The 24,846-nt window shown below is 72.9% G+C and carries 20 protein-coding genes; 10 read left to right on the plus strand and 10 right to left on the minus strand.

Features of this window, described 5'->3' with window-relative positions:
* Positions 1-22 precede the first annotated feature (22 nt).
* The 5 genes from ACTOQ3_RS19200 to ACTOQ3_RS19220 all read right to left on the minus strand — a co-directional run bounded on the left by ACTOQ3_RS19200 (position 23) and on the right by ACTOQ3_RS19220 (position 4,833).
* Positions 23-499 (minus strand): (2Fe-2S)-binding protein, encoded by a 477-nt coding sequence (locus ACTOQ3_RS19200; RefSeq protein ID WP_350970475.1) that lies wholly within the window; start codon positions 497-499, stop codon positions 23-25.
* Positions 492-1,361, minus strand: coding sequence for an FAD binding domain-containing protein (locus ACTOQ3_RS19205; RefSeq protein WP_440084744.1), 870 nt, complete (start codon positions 1,359-1,361; stop codon positions 492-494). The genes ACTOQ3_RS19200 and ACTOQ3_RS19205 overlap by 8 nt, the downstream gene beginning before the upstream one ends.
* Positions 1,358-2,746, minus strand: a complete 1,389-nt coding sequence (locus ACTOQ3_RS19210) for a uracil-xanthine permease family protein (protein WP_440084745.1) — start codon at positions 2,744-2,746, stop codon at positions 1,358-1,360. Before ACTOQ3_RS19210 ends, ACTOQ3_RS19205 begins: the two co-directional genes overlap by 4 nt.
* 270 nt (positions 2,747-3,016) lie before the next feature.
* The gene (locus ACTOQ3_RS19215; protein WP_362681009.1) at positions 3,017-3,232 is read right to left on the minus strand and encodes an RNA-binding S4 domain-containing protein; all 216 of its coding nucleotides are present in this window, start codon (positions 3,230-3,232) and stop codon (positions 3,017-3,019) included.
* A gap of 20 nt (positions 3,233-3,252) precedes the next feature.
* Entirely contained in the window at positions 3,253-4,833 is a 1,581-nt protein-coding gene (locus ACTOQ3_RS19220) for a PucR family transcriptional regulator (RefSeq protein WP_440084746.1), read from the minus strand.
* 189 nt (positions 4,834-5,022) lie between these two features.
* Here ACTOQ3_RS19220 and ACTOQ3_RS19225 point away from each other — a divergent pair, with 189 nt between their 5' ends.
* The 5 genes from ACTOQ3_RS19225 to ACTOQ3_RS19245 all read left to right on the plus strand — a co-directional run bounded on the left by ACTOQ3_RS19225 (position 5,023) and on the right by ACTOQ3_RS19245 (position 12,480).
* Complete coding sequence (locus ACTOQ3_RS19225) at positions 5,023-5,916, plus strand: DUF2877 domain-containing protein (RefSeq protein WP_440084747.1); 894 nt, start codon at positions 5,023-5,025, stop codon at positions 5,914-5,916.
* Complete coding sequence (locus ACTOQ3_RS19230; protein ID WP_440084748.1) at positions 5,903-7,306, plus strand: FdrA family protein; 1,404 nt, start codon at positions 5,903-5,905, stop codon at positions 7,304-7,306. Before ACTOQ3_RS19225 ends, ACTOQ3_RS19230 begins: the two co-directional genes overlap by 14 nt.
* Positions 7,307-7,331: 25 nt before the next feature.
* Positions 7,332-8,747 (plus strand): DUF1116 domain-containing protein, encoded by a 1,416-nt coding sequence (locus ACTOQ3_RS19235; protein WP_440084749.1) that lies wholly within the window; start codon positions 7,332-7,334, stop codon positions 8,745-8,747.
* A 221-nt stretch (positions 8,748-8,968) separates the two neighbouring features.
* Positions 8,969-11,092 (plus strand): protein kinase domain-containing protein, encoded by a 2,124-nt coding sequence (locus ACTOQ3_RS19240; protein ID WP_440084750.1) that lies wholly within the window; start codon positions 8,969-8,971, stop codon positions 11,090-11,092.
* A gap of 74 nt (positions 11,093-11,166) precedes the next feature.
* Positions 11,167-12,480, plus strand: a complete 1,314-nt coding sequence (locus ACTOQ3_RS19245; protein ID WP_440084751.1) for an MFS transporter — start codon at positions 11,167-11,169, stop codon at positions 12,478-12,480.
* A gap of 36 nt (positions 12,481-12,516) precedes the next feature.
* On the opposite strand, the gene ACTOQ3_RS19250 is transcribed toward ACTOQ3_RS19245, so the two are convergent.
* The 3 genes from ACTOQ3_RS19250 to ACTOQ3_RS19260 form a co-directional block, all read right to left on the minus strand.
* Complete coding sequence (locus ACTOQ3_RS19250; protein ID WP_440084752.1) at positions 12,517-14,121, minus strand: bifunctional 3'-5' exonuclease/DNA polymerase; 1,605 nt, start codon at positions 14,119-14,121, stop codon at positions 12,517-12,519.
* Positions 14,122-14,156: 35 nt separating this feature from the next.
* Positions 14,157-15,665 carry a metallophosphoesterase family protein gene (locus ACTOQ3_RS19255; RefSeq protein ID WP_440084753.1) on the minus strand — a complete coding sequence of 503 codons (1,509 nt, stop codon included), beginning with the start codon at positions 15,663-15,665 and terminating at the stop codon, positions 14,157-14,159.
* 92 nt (positions 15,666-15,757) lie between these two features.
* Positions 15,758-17,419, minus strand: coding sequence for a serine/threonine-protein kinase (locus ACTOQ3_RS19260; RefSeq protein ID WP_440084754.1), 1,662 nt, complete (start codon positions 17,417-17,419; stop codon positions 15,758-15,760).
* A gap of 118 nt (positions 17,420-17,537) precedes the next feature.
* Here ACTOQ3_RS19260 and ACTOQ3_RS19265 point away from each other — a divergent pair, with 118 nt between their 5' ends.
* Positions 17,538-17,948, plus strand: a complete 411-nt coding sequence (locus tag ACTOQ3_RS19265) for an acyl-CoA thioesterase (protein WP_362681037.1) — start codon at positions 17,538-17,540, stop codon at positions 17,946-17,948.
* 65 nt (positions 17,949-18,013) lie between these two features.
* Here the strand turns inward: ACTOQ3_RS19265 and ACTOQ3_RS19270 are convergent, their stop codons facing one another.
* The gene (locus ACTOQ3_RS19270) at positions 18,014-19,588 is read right to left on the minus strand and encodes an FAD-binding oxidoreductase (RefSeq protein WP_440084755.1); all 1,575 of its coding nucleotides are present in this window, start codon (positions 19,586-19,588) and stop codon (positions 18,014-18,016) included.
* A gap of 46 nt (positions 19,589-19,634) precedes the next feature.
* On the opposite strand from ACTOQ3_RS19270, the gene ACTOQ3_RS19275 reads away from it, so the two are divergent.
* The 4 genes from ACTOQ3_RS19275 to ACTOQ3_RS19290 all read left to right on the plus strand — a co-directional run bounded on the left by ACTOQ3_RS19275 (position 19,635) and on the right by ACTOQ3_RS19290 (position 23,394).
* Positions 19,635-20,210, plus strand: a complete 576-nt coding sequence (locus tag ACTOQ3_RS19275) for a TetR/AcrR family transcriptional regulator (RefSeq protein WP_440084756.1) — start codon at positions 19,635-19,637, stop codon at positions 20,208-20,210.
* The gene (locus ACTOQ3_RS19280) at positions 20,207-21,775 is read left to right on the plus strand and encodes a glycerol-3-phosphate dehydrogenase/oxidase (protein ID WP_440084757.1); all 1,569 of its coding nucleotides are present in this window, start codon (positions 20,207-20,209) and stop codon (positions 21,773-21,775) included. Before ACTOQ3_RS19275 ends, ACTOQ3_RS19280 begins: the two co-directional genes overlap by 4 nt.
* A 252-nt stretch (positions 21,776-22,027) precedes the next feature.
* A complete protein-coding gene (locus tag ACTOQ3_RS19285) occupies positions 22,028-22,975 on the plus strand; it encodes a sucrase ferredoxin (RefSeq protein ID WP_440084758.1) in 948 nt (315 codons plus the stop codon).
* 104 nt (positions 22,976-23,079) lie between these two features.
* Positions 23,080-23,394 (plus strand): WhiB family transcriptional regulator, encoded by a 315-nt coding sequence (locus ACTOQ3_RS19290; RefSeq protein ID WP_012893126.1) that lies wholly within the window; start codon positions 23,080-23,082, stop codon positions 23,392-23,394.
* Positions 23,395-23,525: 131 nt separating this feature from the next.
* Here ACTOQ3_RS19290 and rsgA read toward each other — a convergent pair whose 3' ends face one another.
* The gene (rsgA, locus tag ACTOQ3_RS19295; protein ID WP_440084759.1) at positions 23,526-24,644 is read right to left on the minus strand and encodes a ribosome small subunit-dependent GTPase A; all 1,119 of its coding nucleotides are present in this window, start codon (positions 24,642-24,644) and stop codon (positions 23,526-23,528) included.
* Positions 24,645-24,846 lie beyond the last annotated feature (202 nt).

A 24,846-nucleotide genomic window follows, 5' to 3' on the forward strand; every position in this document is an offset into this window, starting at 1 on the left:
CCCGGGTGTTCGCCACGCCCGCTCACGGCTCCTCCGCCATGATCTCGGCCGCGCGGTGGACGGACTTGACGATGTTCTGGTACCCGGTGCACCGGCACAGGTTGCCGGAGATGCCCTCCAGCACCTCCTCGTCGGTCGGCGCCGGGTTGTCGCGCAGCAGCGCGGTCACCGTGCACAGGAAGCCGGGGGTGCAGAAGCCGCACTGCAGGCCGTGGCACTCGGCGAAGGCCCGCTGCACCGGCGAGAGCGTGCCGTCCCCGTCGGCGAGCCCCTCGACGGTGGTGATGTCGCGCCCGTCCACGGTGACCGCGAACGTCAGGCAGGAGCGGACGGGCTCGCCGTCCAGCAGCACCGTGCAGCAGCCGCAGACCCCGTGCTCGCACCCGACGTGCGTGCCGGTCAGCCCGAGATCGTGCCGCAGGCAGTCGGACAGCAGCCGCCGCGCCGGGACCTCGGCCTGCCGGAGCACCCCGTTGACGGTCAGCGTGATCTCATGCATCCGCGGCCTCCCTGGCGGCGTCACGGAGTGCCTGCTCGGTGAGGACCCCGGCGAGGTGCCGCCGGTAGGCGGCGGTCGCGTGGATGTCGGTCTCGGGATCGACCCGTTCCCGTACGACCCGGGCCGCCGAGTCCCAGTCGGCCGAGGCGGCCGGGCGGTGGCCGACGGCCTCGGTGACGTCGACGAACAGCGGGACGAGGGCGAGGCTCACGCACGCCACCGCGGCCGAGGTGATCCTCAGGTCGTCGTCCAGGACGACCAGCGCCGCGATCCCGGCCAGGGCGTAGTCGCCGTGCCGCCGGGCGACCTCGCGGAACGCGGTGCCCGAGCGCGGGGGCGGCGCGGGGAAGAACGCGGAGACGGCCAGCTCGCCCGGGGCGAGGGCCGACTCCAGCGGGCCGGTGAAGAAGGCGTCCGCGGGGACGTCCCTGACCGCGCCGGGCCGCGCCAGCCGTACCGAGCCCTTCAGCAGGGTGAGGACGGCGGGCAGCTCGGCGGCGGGGTCGGCGTGGGCCAGGCTGCCGACGACGGTTCCCCGGTTGCGGATCACCGGGTGGGCCACCAGCCGGAGCGCCTGGCGCAGCAACGGCTGGGCGGCGGCGGCCGGCTCGTGCCGTTCCACCTGGGCGTGCCTGGCCAGGGCGCCGACCCGGACACCGTCCGGTGCGACGTCGACGAACGCCAGCTCCGGCAGCCGGTTGATGTCGACCAGGTGGTCAGGGGCGGCCAGCCGCATGTTCAGCAGCGGGATCAGGCTCTGCCCCCCGGCGAGCACCTTGCCGTGCTCCCCGGCCCCGGCGAGGGCGTCGAGCGCCTCGCCGAGGGAGCGGGGGGCGTGGTATTCGAACGGGGGTGGCTTCACCCGGCGGCCTCTCGTTGCGGCTCGGACACCTCTGGACCGGCGCCGCCGCCGGTGCCGCCGCGCCCGGCGATGACCCGGAGCAGGTGGTAGCCGGCCACCACCACGATGGTGCCGAGGGCGATGCCCTCCAGCGTGAAGTCCGAACTGATCATATGCTTGACCGGGCCGATGGCGAGGATGATCCCGGCCCCGATCGGGACGAGGTTGACGGGGTCGGCGAAGTCGACCCGGTTCTCGACCCAGATCTTCGCGCCGAGCAGGCCGATCATGCCGTACAGGATGACGGTGATGCCGCCGAGCACGCCGCCCGGCGTGGCCGCGACCAGCGCGCCGAACTTGGGGCAGAGTCCGAACAGGATCGCGATGACGGCGGCGATGTAGTAGGCGGCCGTCGAGTAGACGCGGGTGGCGGCCATCACGCCGATGTTCTCGGCGTAGGTGGTGGTCGGGGAGCCGCCGAAGGCGCTGGCCACGACGGTGGCGGCGCCGTCCGCGGCGACCGCCCGGCCCATGTACGGGTCGACGTCGGTCTTGGTCATCTCACCGACGGCCTTGACGTGGCCGACGTTCTCGGCGACCAGCGCGATCACCGCCGGGAGGACCAGCAGCACGGCGGAGAACCTGAAGTCGGGGAAGTGCATGCTCGGCAGGCCGATCCAGTCGGCCGACGCCACACCGCTGAAGTTCACCCTGGGGTGCGTGTCGACCGCGCCGGTGGCCGCGTTGAAGGCGGTGATGTTCCCGAAGACCCTGTCGGCCACCCAGGAGAGCAGGAAACCGATGACCAGGCCGAGCAGGATGCCGATCCTGCCGATGAAGCCCTTGAAGAGCACGATGATGACGAAGGTGACGGTCATCGTGATCAGGGCGATCCACTGGTCCTGCGGCCAGTAGATGTCGGCGACGACGTACGCCAGGCCGAAGCCGATCAGCATGACGACGGCGCCGGTGACGACCGGTGGGAAGACGCGGTTGATGATCTGCACGCCGAGGAAGTGGATGGCCACGCCCACGAGCGCGAGGACGAGCCCGGCGACGAGGATGGCGCCGGTGACGATCGCGTCGGTGGCGGGCGTGTCGCCGCCCATGAGCGCCCGGATGGCGAGCACACCGCCCACGAACGAGGCGCTGGTGCCGAGGTAGCTGGGGACCTTCCCCTTCACGATGAGCAGGAACATGATCGTTCCGACGCCCGAGAACATGATGGCGACGTTGGGGTCGAGTCCCATCACCAGGGGGAAGACGAAGGTCGCGCCGAACATCGCGACGACGTGCTGCGCCCCGAACCCGACCATGCGCGGCCACGACAGCCGCTCGTCGGGTCTGACCACCTCTCCCGGGGCGAGTGTCCTGCCGTCGCCGTGTTTCGTCCAACCTGCAACCATCGAGCCCCACCTTTCACCGGGCCGTCGGTCGGTGACCACCCCGCGGGCTTCCCTCCGGCGAATCCCCTTACAGCTGTTGCGGGCACGTTAGGACGGAAAGCATGCCCTTACACCGTCATGATCTGCCAAATCTGAGCGGCCGACCAGTGGACACCTCGCGCACGGCCTATCTACCCGCCCGGTGAGAATCGCGTACGTCGCCCCCGCGGGCCCGGCGAGGATCACGCACGGTGCACCCGCCGGCCCGGCGGGAGTCACGCATGACGCGCACTACTTCGCGACCACGTGGATCTCGAAGCCGTCGCCGGTCACCACCTGCCCGTCGCGGATCTTGCAGGTCTTGCGGAGCTCGACCTCGCCGTCCACCAGCACGTTGCCGTCGGCGATGAAGTGCTTGGCCTGGCCGCCCGTCTCGGTGACGCCGCAGTATTTGAGCAGGTCGCACAGCGGGATGTATTCGGTGTCCAGCTCGAAGGTCTCGTTCACGCCGAACAGCTTAGATCCCGTCAGATCCCGCGCATCCGCAGGACGTGCAGGGCGAGGGTGAGGTTCAGGCGCAGGTGGGCGTCCTCGGTGAAGCCGCCGAGCATGCGTTCCAGCTTGCCGATCCGGTAGCGCAGCGTGTTGTAGTGGAAGTGCAGCCTGCGCGCCGTCTCGGCCACGTTGAGGTTGGTCTCCAGCAGCACCTGCAGCGTACGGCGCAGGTCGGCGTTCTCCGCGTCGTCGTCCGAGGCGAGCGGCCCGAGGGTCTCGCGGACGAAGGCGTGCAGCTCGGCGGTGTCGTTGACCAGGGAGAGCAGCCGGTAGACGCCGAGCTGGTCGAAGTGCGCGACCGCGCCGTTGCCGTGCAGCTGGCGGCCCACCCGCGCGGCCTTCAGCGCCTGGCCGTACGCCTCGGGCAGCGCCTCGGCCCCGATGGCGGTGCGGCTGGCGCCGGTGGAGAAGGTGGCGGGCAGGGACTCGGCGAAGGCCGCCGCGGCGTCCTTGGCCAGGCGGCCCGCGTCGACGGACGCGTCCACGACGGTGACGACCTCGTGGGAGAACCCGGCCACCGCGCCGCGCACGTCGTGGCGGCGCATCGCGCCGGTCCAGCAGGTGACCAGGCGGTCCTGGGCGGCCCGCTCGTCACCCTCGGGGTCGAGCTCGGCCACCAGCACGGTGACCGGGCGCTGCAGGTCCCAGCCGAAGGCCCTGGCCCGGGAGGCGACCCGTTCGGAGCCCCCGGCCCTGCCGGTGAGCACGTCGCGCAGGAAGTCGGCGCGGTACTTGCTCTCGACGGCGTTGACCGCCTCCTGCCGGGTCACCACCAGCGCGGCGACCGTGGCGGCACGTTCCAGAATGCCGACGTCGCCGTCACCGATGGACCCGACAGGGCCGCAGGCGACGATCCTGCCGTGGTGGTGGCCACCCGCCACGACCGGCACCGAGGTGTGGTGCCCCTCAGGGGTTCCGGCGGCCCCAGGGGCCTCGCGCAGCGTGGCCACGTGCTCGACGGGCCCGGCCGCGGCCAGCACGTGGCCCGTCCCGTCCAGCACCGCCACCCCCACGCCCAGCAGCCCGGCGACCTCGGCCGTCACCTCGCGCAGCCCGCCCCCGGCGAGCACGACCTGGACCAGCGCCCGGTGCGCCTCCTCGGCCCTGGCCAGCACGGCGGCCTGGCGGTTGAGGATGTCGGTCAGGACCTGGTTGAGGATGTCGTCGAAGCCGACGTTGTCGGGAAGCTGGATGAGCGGGAAGCCCAGCCGGTCGGCCTGCTCCACCATCTCCTCGGGCAGCTCGTCGAGATAGCGGCCGAGCTTGACGGCGAGCGCGGCCAGGCCGCGCTCGTCGAGGTCGGCCACCAGCCTGCCGAGCGACTGGGGGGTGTTGCGCAGCGGGTAGCCGGTGGTGAGCAGCAGCTCGTGCGGCTTGACCCAGGCCAGGACGTCGGGCACCTCCATCACGTTGAGGCGCTGCACGACGCGGTCCAGGCCCCGCTCCCCCGCGATCAGCCGGGCCCCCGCCAGTGTCGAGACGCCGAGGACCTCGCCGACGGCGACGCCATGGATGATCGTTCCGGTGCTCGCCGGGCGCACGGGGGGTTCCATGAGGTGATTGTGACTGATGGACCCGTCTGTCAGGAAGAGCCAACCTTTGGGCAGACTGTTGGCAGCTTTCTCCGTACGGCCTGTGTCCGCGCCCGTTCTACCGTCGGCTCAATGGATGGGGGAGTCCGTGAGCGAGCGAACCGCTGGAGAGAGCACCTTCACACCCACGGGGCCGGCCGAGGAGCGCTCATGAGCGTCAAGACGCGCCCGAGGGCGCAGCGCGTACACGTACGGACACACCGGACCGGCGCGGCCAGCACGGCCCTGCGCCGGATGCTGGAGGCGCCCCGCCGCCCGGCGCGGGTGCTGGCGGCCTTCCCCGCCGGCGTCTACCTTGAGGTACGCACCGAGCTGGAACCGCAGGTCATCGCGGTGGTGACCGGGGAGGCCACCCGCCTGCCCAACGCCATGGTGGTCACCGGCCCGATGCCGAAGGTCGCGGTGGGCGACGAGGCGTCCGTCGGCGACGGTTCGATCGACGTCGGGCGGCTCAGCCTGCGGGCCCACCGCTGGTGGAACCCGGCCCCGCCGCTCGGCGCCGTGGACGTCGCGCGGCTGGCCCGCTCGCTGCCCGCGATGGCGGAGCTGTGCGAGCGGTCGCCGAGGCGTCCGGGGCTGGAGGGCAACGGCGCGGCCGGCCTGCTGGCCCAGGGATGCGCCGAGGGCTCGCTGCTGAAGAGCGTGGTCGCCGCCGAGCAGCTGGTCGGCCTGGGTCCCGGGCTCACGCCGAGCGGTGACGACGTGCTCGCGGGACTGCTGGTCGCGCTGCGCCATCTGGGCGGGGCGGCGGGGGCGGGCCGGGCCGTCTGGCTGGCCGGCTGGCTGGCCGCGGCGGTCACCTTCGACGTGCGCGGCAGGACCACCCCCATCTCGGCGGCGCTGCTGCACTGCGCCGCCCGGGGCGAGGCCAGCGGCGAGGTGCTGGCCGTGCTGCGGGGCGTGGCGGGACGGCAGTCCCTGGAGCCGGCGCTGCACCGCCTCCTGCAACTGGGCCACACCTCCGGGGCGGACCTGGCGTGGGGGCTGCGGATCGGGCTCGCGGCGGTGATCGATCTGGAAGGCGGGGGCAATGGCGAGTACTGATGTGGTCCGGACGCGTACGGGGGTCTACCACGACTCCGTGAGCCTGATGCGGGTCAGCCGCGCGGCGGCCGCGCTGCCCGGCGTGGAGGTCGCGGTGGTGGCGATGGCCACCGAGCTCAACCTCGGGATCGCCGCCGAGCTGGGCTTCGACCTTCCCCGGGCGGATCCCGCCGACCTGCTGATCGCGCTGCGCGGCGAGGCGGACGCCCTGGAGGCCGCGTCCGCGGAACTCGACGGGCTGCTCGCCGCGCTGTCGGCCCCGTCCGCGGGTGGCGGCGGTGCCGCCGAGCGCCCCCCGCGGACCGTCCGCGCCGCGGCCCGCGAGCGCGCCGCCACCCTGGCCCTGGTCTCGGTGCCGGGCCCGCACGCGTTCGCCGAGGCGCTGGACGCCGTCGAGGCGGGCCTGTCCGTGATGATCTTCAGTGACAACGTGCCGGTCGAGCAGGAGGTGCTGCTCAAGAGGCGCGCCGCCGAGCGCGGCGTGCTGGTCATGGGTCCCGACTGCGGCACCGCGGTGGTCGGCGGGGCGGGTCTCGGCTTCGCGAACGTCCTGCGGCCGGGCCCGGTCGGGCTGGTGGCCGCCTCGGGGACCGGTGCGCAGCAGGTGACCTGCCTGCTCGACCTGGCGGGGGTGGGGGTGTCGCACGTGCTGGGCGTGGGCGGTCGCGACCTGTCCGCGGACGTGGGCGGGCTGTCCACCCTGCGCGCCCTGGAGGCCCTCGACGCCGACCCGGCCACGGAGCTGATCGTCCTGATCTCCAAGCCTCCGGCCCCCGAGGTCGCACGGGCCGTCGAGGAGGCCGTGGCGAAACTCGGCACGCCGGTCGTGACCGCCCTGCTCGGTCCCGGCCGGGACGACCTGACCTCGGTGACCGAGGCCGCCCTGCGCGCCCTCGGCGTCCCTGTCCCCACCTGGCCCTCCTGGCCCGTCCCCGGGACGGGCGGCGCGGGAGCCGGGGGGAACCTGCGGGGGATCTACTCGGGCGGGACGCTGTGCGTGGAGGGGCGGCTGGTCGCCGGGCGCGGCGAGTTCACCGACTTCGGCGACGACGCCTACACGGTCGGCAGGGCCCACCCGATGATCGACCCGACGCTCCGCCTGGAGGCCCTGGCCGAGGTGCCGCCCGGCGACGTCGTCCTGCTCGACGTGGTGCTCGGCCACGGCGCCGACCCCGACCCCTCCGCCAGGCTCGCGCCCGCGATCGCCGAGGCCGTCGCGAGAGGCGTCACGGCGGTGGTCGCGCTGGTCGGCTCCGAGGGTGACCCGCAGGGGCTGGCCGCGCAGGCCGGGGCCCTGAACGCGGCGGGGGCCGCGGTGTTCACGTCCAACGCCGGGGCCGCCGGGTACGCCGCGCGAGCGGCCGCCGGGATCACCGCGAACGCCCGTTGACCGTTTTCAGGTTCAGGGAGAACTGATGACGCTGTCCATGCTTTCCGGCGAGCCGGAAGTGATCACTGTGGGGGCCGACGTGCTCGGCGAGGCGCTGGACGCGCAGGCCGTCCCGCGGGTCCGGGTGGACTGGCGCCCGCCGATGCCCGGCACCGAGGCGGACCTGGCCAGGGTGCTGGCCGACCCGCGCAGGGTCCGCGCCAACGAGACGGCCGTGGGCCGCCTGGTCTCGGCGCGGCCTCAGCTCGTCGGGGTGCGGCCCGCGCACGAGGTGCTCGACCTGCCGAGGGGGACGTTCCTGCACGCGGGACCGCCGATCGAGTGGGAACGGGCGTCGGGCCCGATGCGGGGCGCGCTCATCGGGGCGATGCTGCTGGAGGGTCTGGCCGCCGACGCCGGGGAGGCCGAGGAGCGGCTGGCCGCCGGGCGGGCCCGGTTCGACTCCTGCCACCACCACCGGACCGTCGGGCCGATGGCGGGCGTGGTCACCCCGTCGATGTGGATGTTCGAGGTCCACGACGCCGAGCACGGCGGCACCGCCTACTGCTCGCTCAACGAGGGCCTGGGCAAGGTGCTGCGGTACGGCGCGTACGGTCCCGAGGTGCTGGAACGGCTGCGCTGGATGGCCGAGGTGCTCGGCCCGGTGCTCCAGGCCACCCTGCAGCGGAGCGGGCCGCTCGACCTCAGGTCGCTGGCCGCGCAGGCCCTGCAGATGGGCGACGAGCTGCACAACCGCAACCGCGCCGCCACCTCGCTGCTGGTGCGCGAGCTCGCCCCCGACGTGGTGGAGGCCGCTCCCGGCCACGCCGCCGAGGTCCTGCGCTTCGTCAACGGCAACGACCACTTCTTCCTCAACGCGGGCATGGCCGCGTGCAAGGTCAGCACGGACGCCGCCCGGGACGTCCCCGGCTCCACGATGGTCGTCGCGATGGCCCGCAACGGCACGGACTTCGGGGTCCAGGTCTCCGGGCTGGGCGACCGGTGGTTCACCGGCCCCGCGGGCGTGCCGGACGGTCTCTACCTGGGCGCGTACGGCCCGGACGACGCCAACCCCGACATCGGCGACTCGACGATCACCGAGACGGCGGGGCTGGGCGGCTTCGCGATGGCCGCGGCCCCGGCGATCGTGAGGTTCGTCGGCGGCGACGTGTCGGACGCGATGGCGGCCACCCGGTCCATGTACGAGATCACCCTGGCCGAGCACCCCGCGTACCAGATCCCGGGGCTGGACTTCCGGGGCACGCCGGTCGGCGTCGACGTCACGCTGGTCGCCAGGACGGGCCTGCTGCCCACCGTGAACACCGGTATCGCCGGACGGGTCGCGGGGACCGGACAGGTCGGCGCGGGCCTGGTCAGCCCGCCCGCCTCGGCCTTCACCTCGGCGCTGGCCGCGCTGGCCGCGGCGGCCGAGGTGACCGATCATGAACATACGGCGTCTTAGTGATCTTTTGTCTATTAAGATTGGGTAAAGCTGACAATTCCGCCATCCGCCGGTAGCATTCGGCGACGTCAGAGCGCGGGCGCAGACCTCAGTGATCCGGAGAACACCGATCCTGACAAATACCGTCACGTGCTTTCTCAGCATGCAAACTTCCATAACCAAATGCCATCTCGCTATCGTGTCCACCTCACGAAAGCGCTGGTTATGGGGAACGGGGAACGATGACCGATCGCTTGCTCGGGAGAAACCCCCAGGGGCCTGAGGGCGGCGATTCCGCCGGCGGAACACCGGAGGGCCAGGGCAGGCTGGTGGGCAGGCGCTACCGCCTGGTGTCACCGGTGGGCCGTGGCGGCATGGGCATGGTGTGGCACGCGCACGACGTCCTGCTCGACCGGGACGTCGCGGTCAAGGAGCTGATCCTCCCCTACGGGCTCGACCACGCGGGCACCCAGGGAGCCCACCGGCGGATGCTGCGCGAGGCCCGCTCGGCGGCCCGGCTCAGCCACCCCGGCATCGTCACCGTCCACGACGTCGTCGAGGAGGACGGCCGCCCCTGGATCGTGATGGAGCTGGTCCGCGCCTGGTCGCTGGAGCAGGCCGTGCGGCAGAGCGGGCCGCTGCCGGTGGTGCAGGCCGCCGAGATCGGCGTCCGGGTGCTCGACGCGCTCCGCCACGCCCACGCCGCCGGGATCATGCACCGCGACGTCAAGCCGGGCAATGTGCTGCTCACCTCCGACCGGGTGGTCCTCACCGACTTCGGCATCGCCGCGATCGAGGGCGACGTCGCGATCACCCAGACCGGCCTGCTGATGGGCTCGCCCGGCTACATCCCGCCGGAGCGGCTGTCGGGCCAGCCGGTCACGCAGTCCTCCGACCTGTGGTCCTTCGGCGCCACCCTGTACGCGGCGGTCGAGGGGCGGCCTCCCTACGAGGGTCCGGACGCGGTGGCCGTACTCGGCGCGATCCTCACCCAGGAGCCCAGCCGCCCCCAGCGGGCCGGCGCCCTGATCACCGTCATCGAGGGCCTGCTCCGCAAGAACCCCGCCGACCGGATGAGCGCCTCGCAGGTGTCCGACCTGCTCGACCGGATACTGCGCAGCCACGGCTCCAGCACCCCGAACCGCGCGCCCACCCCCTCGCCCTCGTCGATGCCGGTCCCCGGCGACTCCATGCCGATCCACCTGATGCCCCCGCTGGACATGCCGTCGGGGCCGATGCCCTCCCGGATCATCGAGACGCCCTCCGGCCCGATCCGGGTGCCGTACGGCTCGGGCAACGACTCCTCCGGTGGCCACCCGCTCCCCTACGACGCGCTCTCCGGCCCGTCGGGATCCCAGCGCGCGGACCTGCTGTCCTTCCCCGCCTCCGCCTCCGGCGGGTTCCCGCGGGCGGGCGGGCCGCCCGCCGACGCGGCCACCGGCCTGACCGGCGGGCACCAGCGCGGCTACGACGCGCTGCGCATCCCGGCGACCGGGCCCGACGGCAACCCGTTCGACCCGCTGACCAGCTTCTCGGGCGACCTGCCCGTCGCCGCGCCGGCCGCGCCGCTGTCCGCGCCACCGGCCGCACCGCGGCGCGGCGGGCAGAGCGAGGCGTCCCGGGCCCGCGAGGCGGCGCTCTGGCCCACCCCCTCCTCGCCGGAGGCGCCCTCCCGCGCCGCCGTACGGGACTCGCAGAGTCCGACCTCTCCCGGCCGGAGCGGGGCGCGCGGGAGCGCGCGCCGCGCGCAGGGAAACGAGGGCGGCGGTCCCGACGTCCGCCTGCTGATGTTCGGCGGGGGCGGCGTGCTGGCCATCGTGGTCGCCGGGCTGCTCGTCTTCCTGCCCGGCGGGAACTCCGATCCCGCGGCCCCCGCGACCCCGTCCACGGCGATCTCCACGGCGGCCGAGCCGCTGACCCCCGCCGGGCCGAGCGAGGTCCCCGAGGGCTTCAAGCGGGTGGACGCCGCCGGCGTCTCCGGCGCGGTGCCCGACGGCTGGACGGTGAAGGAGAGCGCCGGCGGAACGGCCACCTTCTCCGGGCCGAAGGGCGGCGGACAGAACATCGTCGTCGCCAAGGTGCCGGTCGCGGAGCCGGTGCTGGCACTGAGCAGGGCGAGCAAGAAGGGCCTGGACGAATACACCGAGGTCGGCGTGACGGCGGTGAACTACCGCACGTGGAAGGCCGCGGACTGGGAGTACACCTACGTCCAGTCCAACGGCGTCCCGATGCACGGGCTGACGCGCTACATCGCCGTCAACGGCCTGACCGCCTACCAGATCACGTTCAGGGTCCAGGATCTGGACTGGGAGAAGAACTCGGAGATCCTCCAGACGTTCTTCGCCACCTTCGTACCGGTCGACTGATCCGCCGGCCGTCTCCTCGCCCCGTCGGCGAAATGGCCTCGTGGTCCGGTCATGAGTGATGGCAGACTTCGCTCGTGACCGCGAACCCCACGAACACCGCGAACCCCGGCGGCTCCCCCAATGCGGAACGGATCGCCGCCGTGCAGCGGCGGACGCTCACCGTCCTGTCCGCCGCCCAGATCAGCGGCGGGATCGGTGTCGCCGTGGGGCTCACCTTCAGCTCGGTGACCGTGGAGGAGCTCTCCGGCTCCACCGCGCTCAGCGGGCTGGCCGGGACCGCGACCGTGCTGGGCGCCGCGCTGCTGGCACTGCCCACCGCGAGATCGTCCGGCAGGGGCGGGCGGCGGGCCGGGCTCGCCCTGGCCTACGGGTGCGCCCTGCTCGGCTGCCTGGTCTCGCTGCTCGCCGTCGGCCTGGGATCGTGGCCGCTGCTGCTGGCCGGGCTGGTGCTGTTCGGCGCGGCCAGCGCGGGAGGCCTGGCCTCGCGCTACGCCGCGACCGACCTGTCCCCGCCGGGGCACTCGGCCCGGCACCTGTCGCTGGTGGTGTGGGCCACCACCGTCGGATCGGTCACCGGGCCGAACCTCGCGGGACCGGCGGAGCGGTTCAGCGCCGGACTCGGGCTGCCGACGGGCAGCGGCCCGTTCGCCCTCGCCCTGCTGGGCTTCGCCGTCGCCCTCGGCATCATCGTGATCGCCCTGCGCCCCGATCCGCTGCTCCTGGCCCACGCCGCCCTCCGTGCCCCGGACGCGTCTCCGGCTCCCGGCACCCCCGCGTCCGGCCAGGCCGGCTCTCCGGAGAAGGGCGGGAGAACGTTCCGTACCGCCTGGCGGGTGCTGCGCGAGACGCCCGTGGCGGGCCGCGCCCTGGTCGCGATCGCGGTCAGCCACACCGCGATGGTCTCGGTCATGTCCATGACGCCGGTCCACCTCGACCACGGCGGCTCGACGTACACGGTCATCGGCATCGTGATCAGCCTGCACATCGCGGGGATGTACGTCCTGTCACCCGTGGTCGGCTGGCTGGCCGACCGGGCCGGCAGGACCCCGGTGCTGGTACTGGGGATGGGCCTGCTGCTGGCCGCCGCCGTCCTCGCGGGCGGGGCCGGGGCGCACGACGTCCCGCAGGTGACCGCCGGCCTGGTCCTGCTCGGCCTCGGCTGGTCGTGCGGGCTGATCTCCGGCTCGGCGATGCTCAGCGAGGCCGTGCCGCTGGAACACCGCACCCCCGTGCAGGGCCTCTCGGACCTGCTGATGAACGTCTGCGGCGCGACCGGCACCGTGATCGCCGGAGTGATCGTCGGCAGCCTGTCGTACGGCGTGCTCGGCGCGGCCGTCGCGGTCATGGTGACGGTCACCGGTGCCTGGCTGGCCCTGGCCCGCGCCTGAGCGCGGTCAGGGCCGGAGTGCGCGGGGCGCCGGGCGTCATTTGGCGTCGGCGTAGCACCTGACCGCGACGGCCTGCATGGGGAAGCGCACCGGGGTCGATCCGAACAGCAGCCGGGTCGCCTCCTCCGCGGCCTTGCCGACCGCCGCGACGACCTCGCCGGCCTGGTCGGCCGGGCAGTGCACCATCACCTCGTCGTGCTGGAAGAACACCAGCCTGGCCGGGTCGGGCAGCAGGCCGCGCAGCACGGCCATCAGCGCGAGCGCCCACTCGGCCGCGGTCGCCTGGACGACGAAGTTGCGGGTGAACCGGCCGCGGTCGCGGGCCGCGCGGCCCCCCTCGGGACCGGAGACCAGCTCCCGCCAGCCCGCGGAGGGCGGGGGCGAGGTGCGGCCCAGCCAGGAGCGGACCACCTTGCCCTCCTCCCCCGCCCGGGCGGCGTCCTCCACGAACCGGTGGGCGAGGGGGAAGCGCCGGCGCATCACGGCCAGCAGCTTGGACGCGTCACCGCTGGTGCCCCCGTACATCGCCGACAGCATGGCGAGCTTGGCGTTGTCGCGCTCGCCGCCGAACGCCTTCGCCAGCGCCTGGTAGAGGTCGGCCTGCCCGGCGGCCCTGGCCAGGCCGCCGTCTCCCGCCATGGCGGCCAGCACCCGCGGCTCCAGCTGGGCCGCGTCGGCGACGACGAGTGTCCAGCCCTCGTCGGCCACGATGACCTTGCGCATCAGCTTGTGGATCTGCAGGGCCCCGCCGCCGTTGGTGGCCCAGCGGCCCGTCACCACGCCGCCCACCACGTATTCGGGGCGGAAGCGGTGGTCGCGCACCCACTGGTCGGCCCAGGCCCAGCCGTGGAAGCTGTAGAACCTGGCCATCTCCTTGTAGGCGAGCAGGGGCGCGACGCCCGGGTGCTCGACCTGCTTGATGTCGTGGGCCCGGGTGGAGGCGACCGGCACGCCCGCCGCCTTGAACGCCCTGACGATCTGCTGCGGGGAGTCGGGGTTGAACGACGTGCCGAAGGCCGCCGCCACCTGGTCGGCCAGGGCCTGGAGCTTGACGGGCCGCATGCCGTGCACCGGGCGCGGGCCGAGCAGGCCGGTCAGCAGCTCGTCGTGCACGTCCTCCCGCCAGGGCATGCCCTCCTGGGCCATCTCCGCGGCGATCAGCGCCCCGGCCGACTCGGCGGCGACCAGCAGCCGGAACCGCCGCGGGTCGGCGGTGGCCTCGATGCGGCGCAGCTGGTCGGCGTACACCTCGGCGATCAGGTTCGCGTCCGGCGGGGGCGCCTCCTCCTCGAAGAGGGTGGCCTGCCGCGCCTGCCCCCCGGCGGGCCCGTGGTGGTCGTCGGGCACGGGGAGGCCGTGCAGCCGGGCGTGGGCCGCGGGGACGGACCTCGGCTCGCCGAACCGCCCCTCGTGGGCCAGGAGCAGGCCCTCGGTCAGCACCAGGTCGTGGCAGCGCGCCAGCCGCACCCCGGCGGCGAGCAGCGCGGGGTAGACCTCCCGCGTGTCGGCCCAGACCCAGCGCGGGCTCCGGGCCTCCAGCTCGCGGGCGGCCGAGGCCAGATCGGCGACGGCCCCGGCGGGCTCGCCGTCCACACGCAGCACGCCCCCGCCCCCGGGAGCCGCCGCGACCGACACGTGCATACCCCAACACTGCCACGCCGCCACGACATTCTCGATCAGACGAGCGGTATGGCGATCTCGTCCTCGATCGGGGGTTCGATCTCCTGCTGCAGGCAGCCGGTGGCGGCGAAGCAGCGGATCGTCAGGACCTCCGGGGTCACCGAGATGTGCAGGAAGCTCTTGAAGAACGGCGGGGTGTCCCAGTCGGACAGCTCCGACAGGTAGCGGTGGAAGGTCCTGCCCACGGGCAGCCGCAGCGGCATCGGCCAGCCACCGAGGATCCGGGCCGCCCACCTCATCCGCCGGGTGATCGGCACGGCCGGGGTGTCCCGCACCGGGGTGTTGCCGATCCGGCGGGACATCAGCGCCGCGCTCTCGTCGGGCGTGAGGTAGAGCCAGCGCATGCGCAGCCGGTCGCTGTAGAGCCTGCTGTAGAACGACAGCGAGTCGCCGCGCAGCGGGTAACAGCGGTAGTCGTCCTCGTCCAGGCCGCCGACGGTGACCCTCGGGATGGTGTGGGTGGCGTGCATGAAGGCCCCGGAGCCGCCCGCCACGAGATACTGGATGGTCCGCTCCCCGACCTTGATCGGGAAGCGCTGGTAGTTGTGCACGTCGCCGCCTATCGCCGCGACGTAGTTGTGCGCGGGATCGGTGACGATGTCGTCGATGGTGCCGCCGCCGGCCAGCTTCGACGGCTTGTGGTCGTTACGGGTGTAGATGGGCTTCCCGGTGATCAGCACCTTGGGCCGGGGGTCGCGGGAGACCGTGCGCAGCCATTCGGCCTGCTCCCTGTCGATGTCACCGCGGATCCCGGTGTCCACGCCGACGATGAGCAGCCCCGGAGTCTCCATCGCCCAGTAGGGGGCGGGCTGCACGACCCGCTGCTCGGGCCGCGCCCGCCACTCGCGCGCCCTGGCCAGCCGGGCCTCGTCGATCTTCTCGGGCTTGCGCCAGAGCAGGCCGCGCAGCCCCGAGGGCGACAGCTTGAACCCCTCGTTCTCGGCCGCCAGCGCCGGGGCGTCGCAGAAGACGCGCATGAAGCCGCCGAGCCCGTCGTACCAGTCGTGGTTGCCGGGGATCGCGTAGATCGGCGCCCGGTAGCCCTGGTACGGGCGGAAGAACTTGTCCTCGTACTCGTTGCCCGAGCCGGTGGGGTAGATCACGTCACTGGCGACGACCGCGAAGGCGGTGTCCTCGCCGATCTTGAGCATGCCCGGCACCACGGCGTACTGCGAGGCGTCGCCCTCCCCCGTGTCGCCGAGGACCAGGAAGGAGAACTCGGGGCCGACGTCCATCGGGATGCGGAAGGAGGGGTCGACGCCCCGGTCCCGCTGGGAGCCCACCCAGCGCGCCCGCACCTGCCCCGAGGGGTCTCCGAACAGGATCGCGAGGACCTCGTTCCGCGACCGCCAGATGGTGCGCGGGTTCAGCCAGGAGAAGGTCTCCTTGCTGGGCAGCAGGTCCGTGAAGGTACCCGTCTGGGCGCAGGACCAGCCCGCGCCCTCCTTCGACACCCGGGAGGAGGCCTCACGCCCGCGCTCCGCCGCCTGTCCTATGTCAACCATGTCCCATATCTTGGCAATGATCTTAAAGGGCCGCACGTCCTCTTCGGAAAGCACGGGGAAGCACGGGGAAACGCGAGAAGGCCCGCGACGGCTCAGGGGAGGCGGCCGATCTCGAAGTCGTCGAAGTACGCCCGGGTCGCGGCCTCCGCGTCGGAACGCTGCTGGACGTGCAGGCCGAAGCCGGGCCGGCCGGTGGCCTCCTTGACCTCGGTGTCCACCACCTCCGCCACGAGGTGGTCACCGGCCCACAGTCCCACCCGCACCTCACCGTCGCCGCGCTCGCACCGTGCCCGCAGCGTGACGGGGCCCTTGCCGAATCCCGGGATCGGCAGGTCGGCCGTGAGGTCCCAGGTCCTTCCCGCCACCGCCTTGCCGATCCTGGCCCTGCCGTCCGGGCCGAACTCCAGCGAGTAGTAGAAGGAGTTCTCGGGATTCCTGTCCTTGGAGTACTCGCAGTAGATCCCCGCCCACGCGCCGTTCCTCCCCCCCTGGACGATCTCGGTCTTGACGCCGATCAGCACCCGGTCCGGGATCTCGGCGTTGACGACCGCGCCGGCCCACCGGTCGACGCTGGAGCCGTCGGTGAGCATCGTGTAGCGGCCGTCCCCCGTGTAGCCGTACGAGGTGTTGAGGCCGGTGAGGCCGCTGGACCAGCCCGAGGTGTCGGCGGAGAAGCCCTCCCGGTACAGCACGTCGGTGATCTCGGGCGGTCCGCCGGAGACCAGGCGGCTCCCGACCACGGCGACCGCCGCCAGCAGCAGGACTCCGGCCGCCGCGGCCCCGATGACCACCGGGCGCCACCGCCACACCGCCGGGCCCGCGCCGCCCGGCCCGTCCGCCGGGTCCACGACGGTCCGCGCGGCCTGCGGGACGAGGCCGGAGAGGTTCAGCCGCAGCGTGCCCGCCACCTTGGCGGTGTCCTCCGCGTCGCTCCGCCCGACCAGCCCGGCCAGCAGTTCCCTGACGGTCGGCCGGGCCGCGGGGTCCTTGGCGAGCGCGGCCTCGACCACGCCGCGCAGCGCGGGGTCGACGTCGTCCAGCCGGGGAACGTCGTGCACGACGCGGTAGAGCGCCTCGGGGACGGTCCTGGAGGAGAAGGGCGACCTGCCCGTCGCGGCGGCGGCCACCACGCATCCCCAGGCGAAGACGTCGGCGGGCGGGCCCGCCCGCTCCCCCGAGACCAGCTCGGGGGCCATGTACTCGGGGGTGCCGAGGATGTGGCCCGTCGCGGTCTGCCCGTCCTCCGCGGCCAGGGCCCGCGCGATGCCGAAGTCGATCACCCGCGGCCCCAGCGGGGAGAGCAGCACGTTGGCGGGCTTGAGGTCGCGGTGGACGATCCCCGCGCCGTGGATCGCGGTGAGCGCGGTCGCCACCCCGACGGCCAGCGCCTCCAGGTTGGATCCGCTCAGCGGCCCGTGGTCACGCAGCACGCGGGCCAGGTCGGGGCCGGCGACGTACTCCGTCACCACCCAGAGCGGCTCGCCCTCCAGCCTGGCGTCCAGGACCGGCGCGGTGCAGAACCGGCTGACCTTGCGCGCCGCGGCCACCTCGTTCCTGAACCTGGCCACGAACTCCCGGTCCGCGGCCAGGTGCGCGTTGATCACCTTGACGGCCACCGGCCCCGACGGCCCCTCGGCGAGGTAGACCGTGCCCATCCCGCCCCTGCCCAGGCGGCCGGCGATGCGGTAGGGGCCGAGCTCGGTCGGATCCCCGCGGTCGAGGCCGAGAACGGGAGGGAGTCCGTATGCCGTCACGCTGGTGATCCTAGATTTGATGGATCACTCAATGAAGTGAAATTTCACTATCAAGGCAGGCTTGTTCGGAAATCGTCAGGCGGACCCGGAGCGACCCCCTCTGGAATATGGTTCTACTGTGTACGCCTACTGGGAGACGGTTCCGACCAGGTGGAAGGACAACGACGTCTACGGCCACGTCAACAACGCCGTCCACTACTCGATGATGGACACGGTGATCAACACCTGGCTGATCAGGACCGCAGGCCTGGACATCCACGGCGGCGACGCCATCGGCCTGTGCGTCGAGTCGCACTGCGTCTACCGGGCCTCGGTGTCCTTCCCCGAGGCCGTCAGGGTCGGGCTGCGGGTCGGCCGCCTGGGCCGCTCCAGCGTCCGGTACGAGCTGGGGCTGTTCCGCGAGGACGGCGAGACGGTCGTGGCGGAGGGCCACTTCGTCCACGTGTTCGTCGACCGGGAGACACGCCGGCCGGCCGGGATCCCCGGGCCGCTCCGCGAGGCCATGGAGAAGCTCGTGGTCGCCGGTTGACCTTCCGGGACGAGCTCGTCGGCCGGACCCTCCCGATCGCCCCTCCCCGGTCGAACCCGTACCCGTCACCTCCCCGGAGGGACGAGAACGCCGGGGTTGAGGACGCCCTCGGGGTCGAGCCGGTCCTTGATCCCGCGCAGGATCTCCACGCCCAGGTCGCCGATCTCGGTCGCGTAGGCCTCCCGGTGGTCGCGGCCGACGCCGTGGTGGTGCGAGACGGTGCCCCCGGCGGCGACGATCGCCTCGTTGACCGACCGCTTGGCCGCCTCCCACTGCCCGACGGGGTCGTCGCCCTGCGCCGTGACGACCGTGAAGTACAGGGAGGCGCCGGTGCCGTACACGTGGGAGATGTGGCACATCACCAGCGGCGAGCCGAGCGAGGCGTGCAGCGAGAGCCGTACGGCGTCGTAGAGGCGGGGCAGGTTGGACCAGAACCCGGCCGTCTCCAGCGTCTCGACGGTCGCCCCGGCGGCGAGCAGCGAGTCGCGCAGGTAGGGCGCGGAGTAGCGCCCGCGGGCCCACGACTCCCCCGGCTCCGTGCCGAGGTGGACGCCGCCGAGGCCCGACAGCACGGCGGCGACCCGCTCCCGCAGCGCGCGCACCTCGGAGAAGCCCTCGTACCCGGCGATCGCCAGGCAGCCCGCGCCGGTCGGCGAGGCGCCGATCTCGCCGGGGCGGGCCAGGCCGACCATGGTCTCGGTCTCGTCGGACAGGCGCAGCACGGTGGGCACGACACCCTCCTGGACGAGGTGTCGCAGCGCGGCCGTTCCCTCCGCGAACGACGCGAACCGCCACCCCTCGTAGACCCGCTCGGCGGGCGCGCGCCGGACGCGGAGCCGCAGGGAGGTGATCACGCCGAAGGCGCCCTCGGAGCCGAGGATCACCTGGCGCAGGTCGGGCCCGGCCGCCGACTTGGGCGCCCGGCCGAGTTCCAGGGTGCCGCGCGGAGTGGCCACGGTCATGCCGACCACCATGTCGTCGAAGCGCCCGTACCCGGCCGAGGCCTGGCCGCTGGAGCGGGCCGCGGCGAAGCCCCCCAGTGTGGCGTATTCGAACGACTGCGGGAAGTGACCTAGGGTGAATCCGTGCCCGGCCAGAAGCCGCTCGGCCTCCGGGGCCCGCAGTCCCGGCTCCATCTCGGCGACCATCGACTCCGCGTCGACGGCGACCAGCCGGTCCAGCCTGGCCAGGTCCAGCGCGACGACACCGGCGAAGCCCCGCCGGTCCGCGACCAGGCCGCCGACCACGGAGGTCCCGCCACCGAACGGGACCACCGCGACCCGGTGCGCGGCGCAGGCCGCCAGCACCTCCAGCACCTCCCGGTGGGAACCGGGCAGCACCACGGCGTCGGGCGCGTCGGAGCCGTCTCCGGCGCGCATGCGCATCAAGTCGGGGGTGGACTTGCCCCGGGTGTGCCGGACGCGGGCCTCGTCGTCGGAGCGCACGTGGCCGGCGCCGACGACGCCGCGCAGCTCCGCCAGGACGGGCGGGGAGAGGGTCACGGCGGGCAGCCGCACCTCGCCGAGCTCGGCGGCCCGGTCCTGCCGCGGGCGCACGCCCAGCACGTCCTGGAGCAGTTTTCTGACCGGTTCCGGCAGGTCGGCGGCCTTGCCGGGGTCACCCCAGCCGGACCAGAGCATGGGATCTGCAGCACTCGTCGGATTTTCCACCCTTACACTGTGACATATGACGTCTATTCGTCACAATGCAGACGCAGAGCGCACCGACCGGGTTCTGGACGCCGCCCGGGAGACGGTCCTCGCGGTGGGGGTGCGGCGCACCACGCTCACCGACGTGGCGCGCAGGGCCGGGCTCTCCCGCATGACGATCTACCGCCGCTGGCCCGACGTGCGCACCCTCGTCGCCGACCTGATGACCCGCGAGTGGGTGCGCGTCGCGGACCGGTTCGCGACCGAGGACCCGGTCGCCTCGTCGGTGGCGGTGGTGCGGGCGCTGCGCGGCCACCCGCTCTGGCGGAAGATCGTCGAGGTCGACCCGGAGCTGCTCCTGCCCTACCTGCTCGACCGCAGGGGCGCCAGCCACGAGGCCATGCTCACGCTCGTCGAGGCCGCGATCGTCCGGGGCCAGCGGGAGGGCGCCGTGCGCCCCGGTGACCCGGCGAGACTGTCCAGGGCCGTGCTGCTGACCGCCCAGTCGTTCCTGATCTCGGGCCCGACCATGCTCGGCCCGGTCGGCCTGGACGACCTGGACGACCTGGACGCCGAGCTCACCACGCTCCTGGAAAGGTATCTGCGACCGTGAACTCCTCCCTCAACGCCGCCCGCCGCGAACGCGAGCTGGCCGAGGTGCGCGACCTCGTGGTGGACGTGCTGGTGGTGGGTCTGGGCGCCACCGGCGCCGGGGTCGCGCTCGACGCGGCCTCCCGGGGCCTTTCCGTGGCCGCGATCGACGCCCACGACATGGCCTTCGGGACCTCCCGGTGGAGTTCCAAGATGATCCACGGCGGGCTCCGCTACCTGGCCAAAGGGCAGGTCGGGGTGGCGTACGAGAGCGCGGTGGAGCGCGGCCACCTGCTCGGGCGCACCGCGCCGCACCTGGTCAGGGCCCACCCCTACCTGCTGCCGCTGGTCCCTGAGGTCTCCCGCCGTCACGCGGCACTGGTGATGACCGGGTACCGCGCCGGCGAGGGGTTGCGCATCGCCGCGCGCACGCCGCGTCACCTCCTGCCCGGCCCCTCGCGGATCTCCGCCGCGCAGGCCCTCGCCCTCGCCTCGCCGCTGACCTCGCGAGGACTGCGCGGCGCCCTGCTGTCGTGGGACGGGCGGCTGGCCGACGACGCCCGCCTGGTGGTCACCGTGGCCAGGACGGCCGCCGCCCAGGGGGCGAGGATACTGACGCGCTGCCGGGCGCTGGAGCTGTCCGGCGACGGCGCGCTGGTCCGCGACGAGCTCGGCGGGGACACCTTCACGATCCGGGCCAGGACGGTGGTCAACGCCACCGGCGTCTGGGCCGCCGGGCTGCACCCGGGCATCCGGCTGCGCCCCTCGCGCGGCACCCACCTGGTGCTGCGGCCCGAGACGCTGCCGGGCCTGGCCGCGGGACTGCACGTGCCGATTCCCGGGGAGAGCAATCGCTTCGCCCTGGTTCTCCCCCAGCCCGACGGACGGGTCCACGTCGGCCTCACCGACGAGCCGGTGGACGGCCCCGTCCCGGACGTCCCCCCGGTGCCGGAGGAGGACGTGACCTTCCTGCTGGCCGTCCTGAACTCCGTACTGGAGGAGCCGGTCCGGCGCGAGGACGTCGCCGGGACCTACGCGGGGCTGCGGCCCCTGCTCGCCGCCGACGGCCGCACCGCCGACCTGTCCAGGAGGCACGCGCTGCTGACCACGCCGGACGGGATGGTGACGATCGTGGGCGGCAAGCTGACCACGTACCGGCGGATGGCCGAGGACGCGGTCGACCGGGCCGTGTCGCTGGGCCGGCTCGACGCGGGACGCAGCCGCACGGCGGAACTGCCCCTGGTCGGGGCCGTCCCGGCGGACGGCCCCGAGGGCGCGGGCGGCACGAACGGCGCGGGCGGAACGAAGAGCGGGAAGGGCGCGGACGGCGAGAAGGTCCGGGAGCCGGATCGGCTGCTGGAGCGGTACGGGAGCGAGGCGGGCGCCGTACGGGCCCTGATGGCGCAGGAGCCCTGGCTGGCCGAGTCCGGGCCGACGGGGGTCACCGGGGCCGAGCTCGTCTGGGCGGTCAGGCACGAGGGCGCCCTGGACGTGGACGATCTCCTCGACCGGCGGACCAGGATCGGCCTCGTCCCGCAGGACCGCGCCGCGGCCCTTCCCCTGGCACGCGCCGCGCTGGCCTACTGACGCCCGCGCCCGTCCACCGGCGCCCGGGAGGCCGCCGAGCCCACGGGGATCCCTCCCCGCGGGCTTCCTCCGCGCTCTCCCGCGAACACCCGCCTCCCGCAGGCACACGGCCGCCTCCCGCGGACGCCGGCTGCCTTCTGCGTACTCCCCGCGGCGGGCGCATCGCCTTTACATCCCTGTGATCGTTTTACTCTTCGCCACGTCGATCAGGCTGTTAGGTTAGTCTTACCTAAGTCAGAGCGAGGAGAGAGCGTGAGCGCGGGGAGTGTCGTGAGCAGGGCGGATACGACGGTCAAGGGGTGCGCGCACCCACCGGGCTGTCACACCGGCGAGCTGCCGGTCCACGCCAGCGCGACCGTCGGAGCCCGTTTCTGGCTGCTCATCGAGCACTCCGGCCCCTGGGCCTCCCACCTGGAGGACTGCAGCCTCCCCGAGGATGTCCACATCCTTATCAAACGCGCCACGCGGCTCGGCATCCGGCCCCAGCTGATCCGTCGTCCCGGACGCAGGAACCTCGAGGAAACCGGCATCCACGTCATGGTCGCCGACTCCGGGTCCGCCGAGCCATGGATCGCCGAAGGCGTCATCGCAGATCCGGACGATCTTAACCTTGACAGCGTGGTGGCCGGAGTGGTCCCGGAGTCCTGCATACTTGTGAGTGAGCCGGTTTTTCTGGTCTGCACGCATGCCAAGCGCAACGCGTGCTGCGCCCGCATTGGACTACCCCTAGCTCGGTCCTTGGCAAAAACGTTGCCGGACACAGTATGGGAAACATCACATGTTGGCGGCGATCGATACGCCGCCAACCTCGTGTGCTTGCCACACGGGCTTTACTACGGCAGCATGTCTCAGGCTGCTGCGATCGCGGCAGCCGACGCGTACCGGTCCGGCGAGGTCATCCTCGACCGTTTCCGGGGACGCGCAGGCATCCCTGAGCCACTGCAGGCCGCTGAGCATTTCATCCGCATTCATACGGGTGATCTCTCGGTTGGCGGAGTGGCCGTGGAATCCTCCAGGTTGGACGGCGCCGTCACCGAGGCATTTGTGCGCGGTAGTGGCGCTCGTTTTCGGGTAGTGGTTGAGCCCATGACGCTGACAACGCCATGCGGTACGGCTTGCGCCGATACGATCACTACCTACCGGCTGGTCACGCTGGACAGGCTCACCCCTGTGCGGTACGCCACGTCCGCTCTGACCTGACCTGAGGGAACATCACGGCCAATCCAGGCGTTGGACCCAGGGACGTCACAAGCGTCCAATGCGGCATTAACCAGAAATACCTCTCACTATAAGGTGGTTTTCTCATGTCTCAGGTACGTCGGCAGACCGCCCGGCCTCGGCCCAGCTGGGGCTGGCAGGATGACGCCGCGTGCCGGGGCGAGGACCTCGTGCTCTTCTTCGGCCCCGACGGCGAGCGCCAGCCCGAGCGTGACATCCGTGAGCGTAAGGCCAAGGCGATCTGCGCCCAGTGCCCCGTTCGCGCAGAGTGCCTGGACTACGCGCTTTCCCGTCCGGAGAAGTACGGCACCTGGGGCGGTCTGAACGAGGACGAGCGCGCCTCCGAGCGTCGCCGTCGTATGCGCCGCGCCGCCAGCGCCGGCATCAGTGCCGTCGCCTGAGCAGTACCTCCACCCGGCTTCCCCCGCACGTGTGATCTCGCGCACCCCCTGCGAGATCACACGTTGTCGTGTCGGGCCCCGCTCGTGCGGCCCCTAGGACGGGTGACCGCACGGCGGGTTTTCCCCTCGGCTCAGGGCCGGTTACGGCCCGTCTTCCGCATCTCCTTGTGGATGACCTTCCACTTGTTCTGCAGCTCCTTGCGGAGCCGCGCGTCACTCCTGGACGCCATCCACGCGGCCTCCCTCTGGAGCTTGTTCCAGCTTTCCAGCCGCCGCTCGGGAAGCGTGCCGTCCTCGATCGCGGCGATCACGGCGCAGCCCGGCTCGCTGTCGTGGCGGCAGTCGCCGAACCGGCACCGCTCGGCGAGCTCCTCCAGGTCCGAGAAGACCATGTCCACGCCCTCGCCCATGTCGTACAGGCCGACGCGGCGGATGCCCGGGGTGTCGATGATGAGCCCGCCCCCCGCGAGCGGGATGAGCTCGCGGTGCACGGTGGTGTGACGGCCCCGGCCGTCACCGGCCCTGACCTGCTGGGTCTCCATGACCCCCTCCCCCGCCAGGGCGTTGACGAGCGTCGACTTGCCCGCCCCCGAGGCGCCGAGCACCACCGCGGTGCGCGTGCCCCCCAGGTATCCGCGGACGATGTCGACGCCCTCGCCCGTGACGGAGCAGATCGGGTGCACGTCCACACCCGGCGCCGCCGAGGCGACCTCGTCCATCAGGAAGTCGAGGCCCTCGCCGATCAGGTCGGACTTGGTGACGAGCACCACGGGACGGCCACCGCTCTCCCAGGCGAGCGCGAGCAGCCGCTCGATCCTGCCCAGGTCGGCGGTGTCGGTGGCGTGCAGGGCGGGCTCGGCGACGAACACGACGTCGACGTTGGCGGCGAGCACCTGGCCCTGGGAGTCCCCGGAGAGCCCGCCCCTGGAGACCCTGGCGACGCCGCCGCGCACGAACGCGGTGCGCCGGGGCAGCAGCGCCTCCAGCTCGAAGCGGCCCTCGGCCAGGCGGCGGAGCCCGGCCCAGTCGCCGACGCAGGGCAGGGCCACGGGATCGGCGGCGGCGTCGCGCCGCACCCTGGCGCCGTAGTCGGCCCGGAGATGACCGGAGGCCGTCAGCACCTCGGCGGCACCGCGATCGACGCGGGACACCCGGGCGGGGATCAGGCCCTCGGGAAGCTCGGCGGCGAAGGAGTCGTTCCAGCCGAGCGCGGTGAGAACGGATGAAGAAGAGACGATTGGCGAAGACAACGTAAGCACCCTTGTGGAAGGCCGGGTGCCCTGTCGCGAATCGGCTAGGCGGGCACCCGGAGGTTGACGGACGGCAGGCTCACCAGAACAACCCGCATAGTCCCCACCTCCTGTCGCCTCGTGGCCGCGCGTCTCTCGAACGGCGTCTTCGGGAGAACCTTAGCGCAGTGCCACCCCTGTGGCGCAAACACATTTGGCGCGC

The sequence above is a fragment of the Streptosporangium sp. LJ11 genome (assembly GCF_051918945.1).
Taxonomy (GTDB): Bacteria; Actinomycetota; Actinomycetes; order Streptosporangiales; family Streptosporangiaceae; genus Streptosporangium.

Coding starts and splice junctions, on each gene's coding strand:
- ACTOQ3_RS19200 (WP_350970475.1), bottom strand. CDS start 499: ATGCATGAGATCACGCTGACCGTCAACGGGGTGCTCCGGCAGGCCGAG.
- ACTOQ3_RS19210 (WP_440084745.1), bottom strand. CDS start 2,746: ATGGTTGCAGGTTGGACGAAACACGGCGACGGCAGGACACTCGCCCCG.
- ACTOQ3_RS19220 (WP_440084746.1), bottom strand. CDS start 4,833: ATGGAACCCCCCGTGCGCCCGGCGAGCACCGGAACGATCATCCATGGC.
- ACTOQ3_RS19225 (WP_440084747.1), top strand. CDS start 5,023: ATGAGCGTCAAGACGCGCCCGAGGGCGCAGCGCGTACACGTACGGACA.
- ACTOQ3_RS19230 (WP_440084748.1), top strand. CDS start 5,903: ATGGCGAGTACTGATGTGGTCCGGACGCGTACGGGGGTCTACCACGAC.
- ACTOQ3_RS19235 (WP_440084749.1), top strand. CDS start 7,332: ATGACGCTGTCCATGCTTTCCGGCGAGCCGGAAGTGATCACTGTGGGG.
- ACTOQ3_RS19240 (WP_440084750.1), top strand. CDS start 8,969: ATGACCGATCGCTTGCTCGGGAGAAACCCCCAGGGGCCTGAGGGCGGC.
- ACTOQ3_RS19250 (WP_440084752.1), bottom strand. CDS start 14,121: ATGCACGTGTCGGTCGCGGCGGCTCCCGGGGGCGGGGGCGTGCTGCGT.
- ACTOQ3_RS19255 (WP_440084753.1), bottom strand. CDS start 15,665: ATGGTTGACATAGGACAGGCGGCGGAGCGCGGGCGTGAGGCCTCCTCC.
- ACTOQ3_RS19270 (WP_440084755.1), bottom strand. CDS start 19,588: ATGCTCTGGTCCGGCTGGGGTGACCCCGGCAAGGCCGCCGACCTGCCG.
- ACTOQ3_RS19275 (WP_440084756.1), top strand. CDS start 19,635: ATGACGTCTATTCGTCACAATGCAGACGCAGAGCGCACCGACCGGGTT.
- ACTOQ3_RS19290 (WP_012893126.1), top strand. CDS start 23,080: ATGTCTCAGGTACGTCGGCAGACCGCCCGGCCTCGGCCCAGCTGGGGC.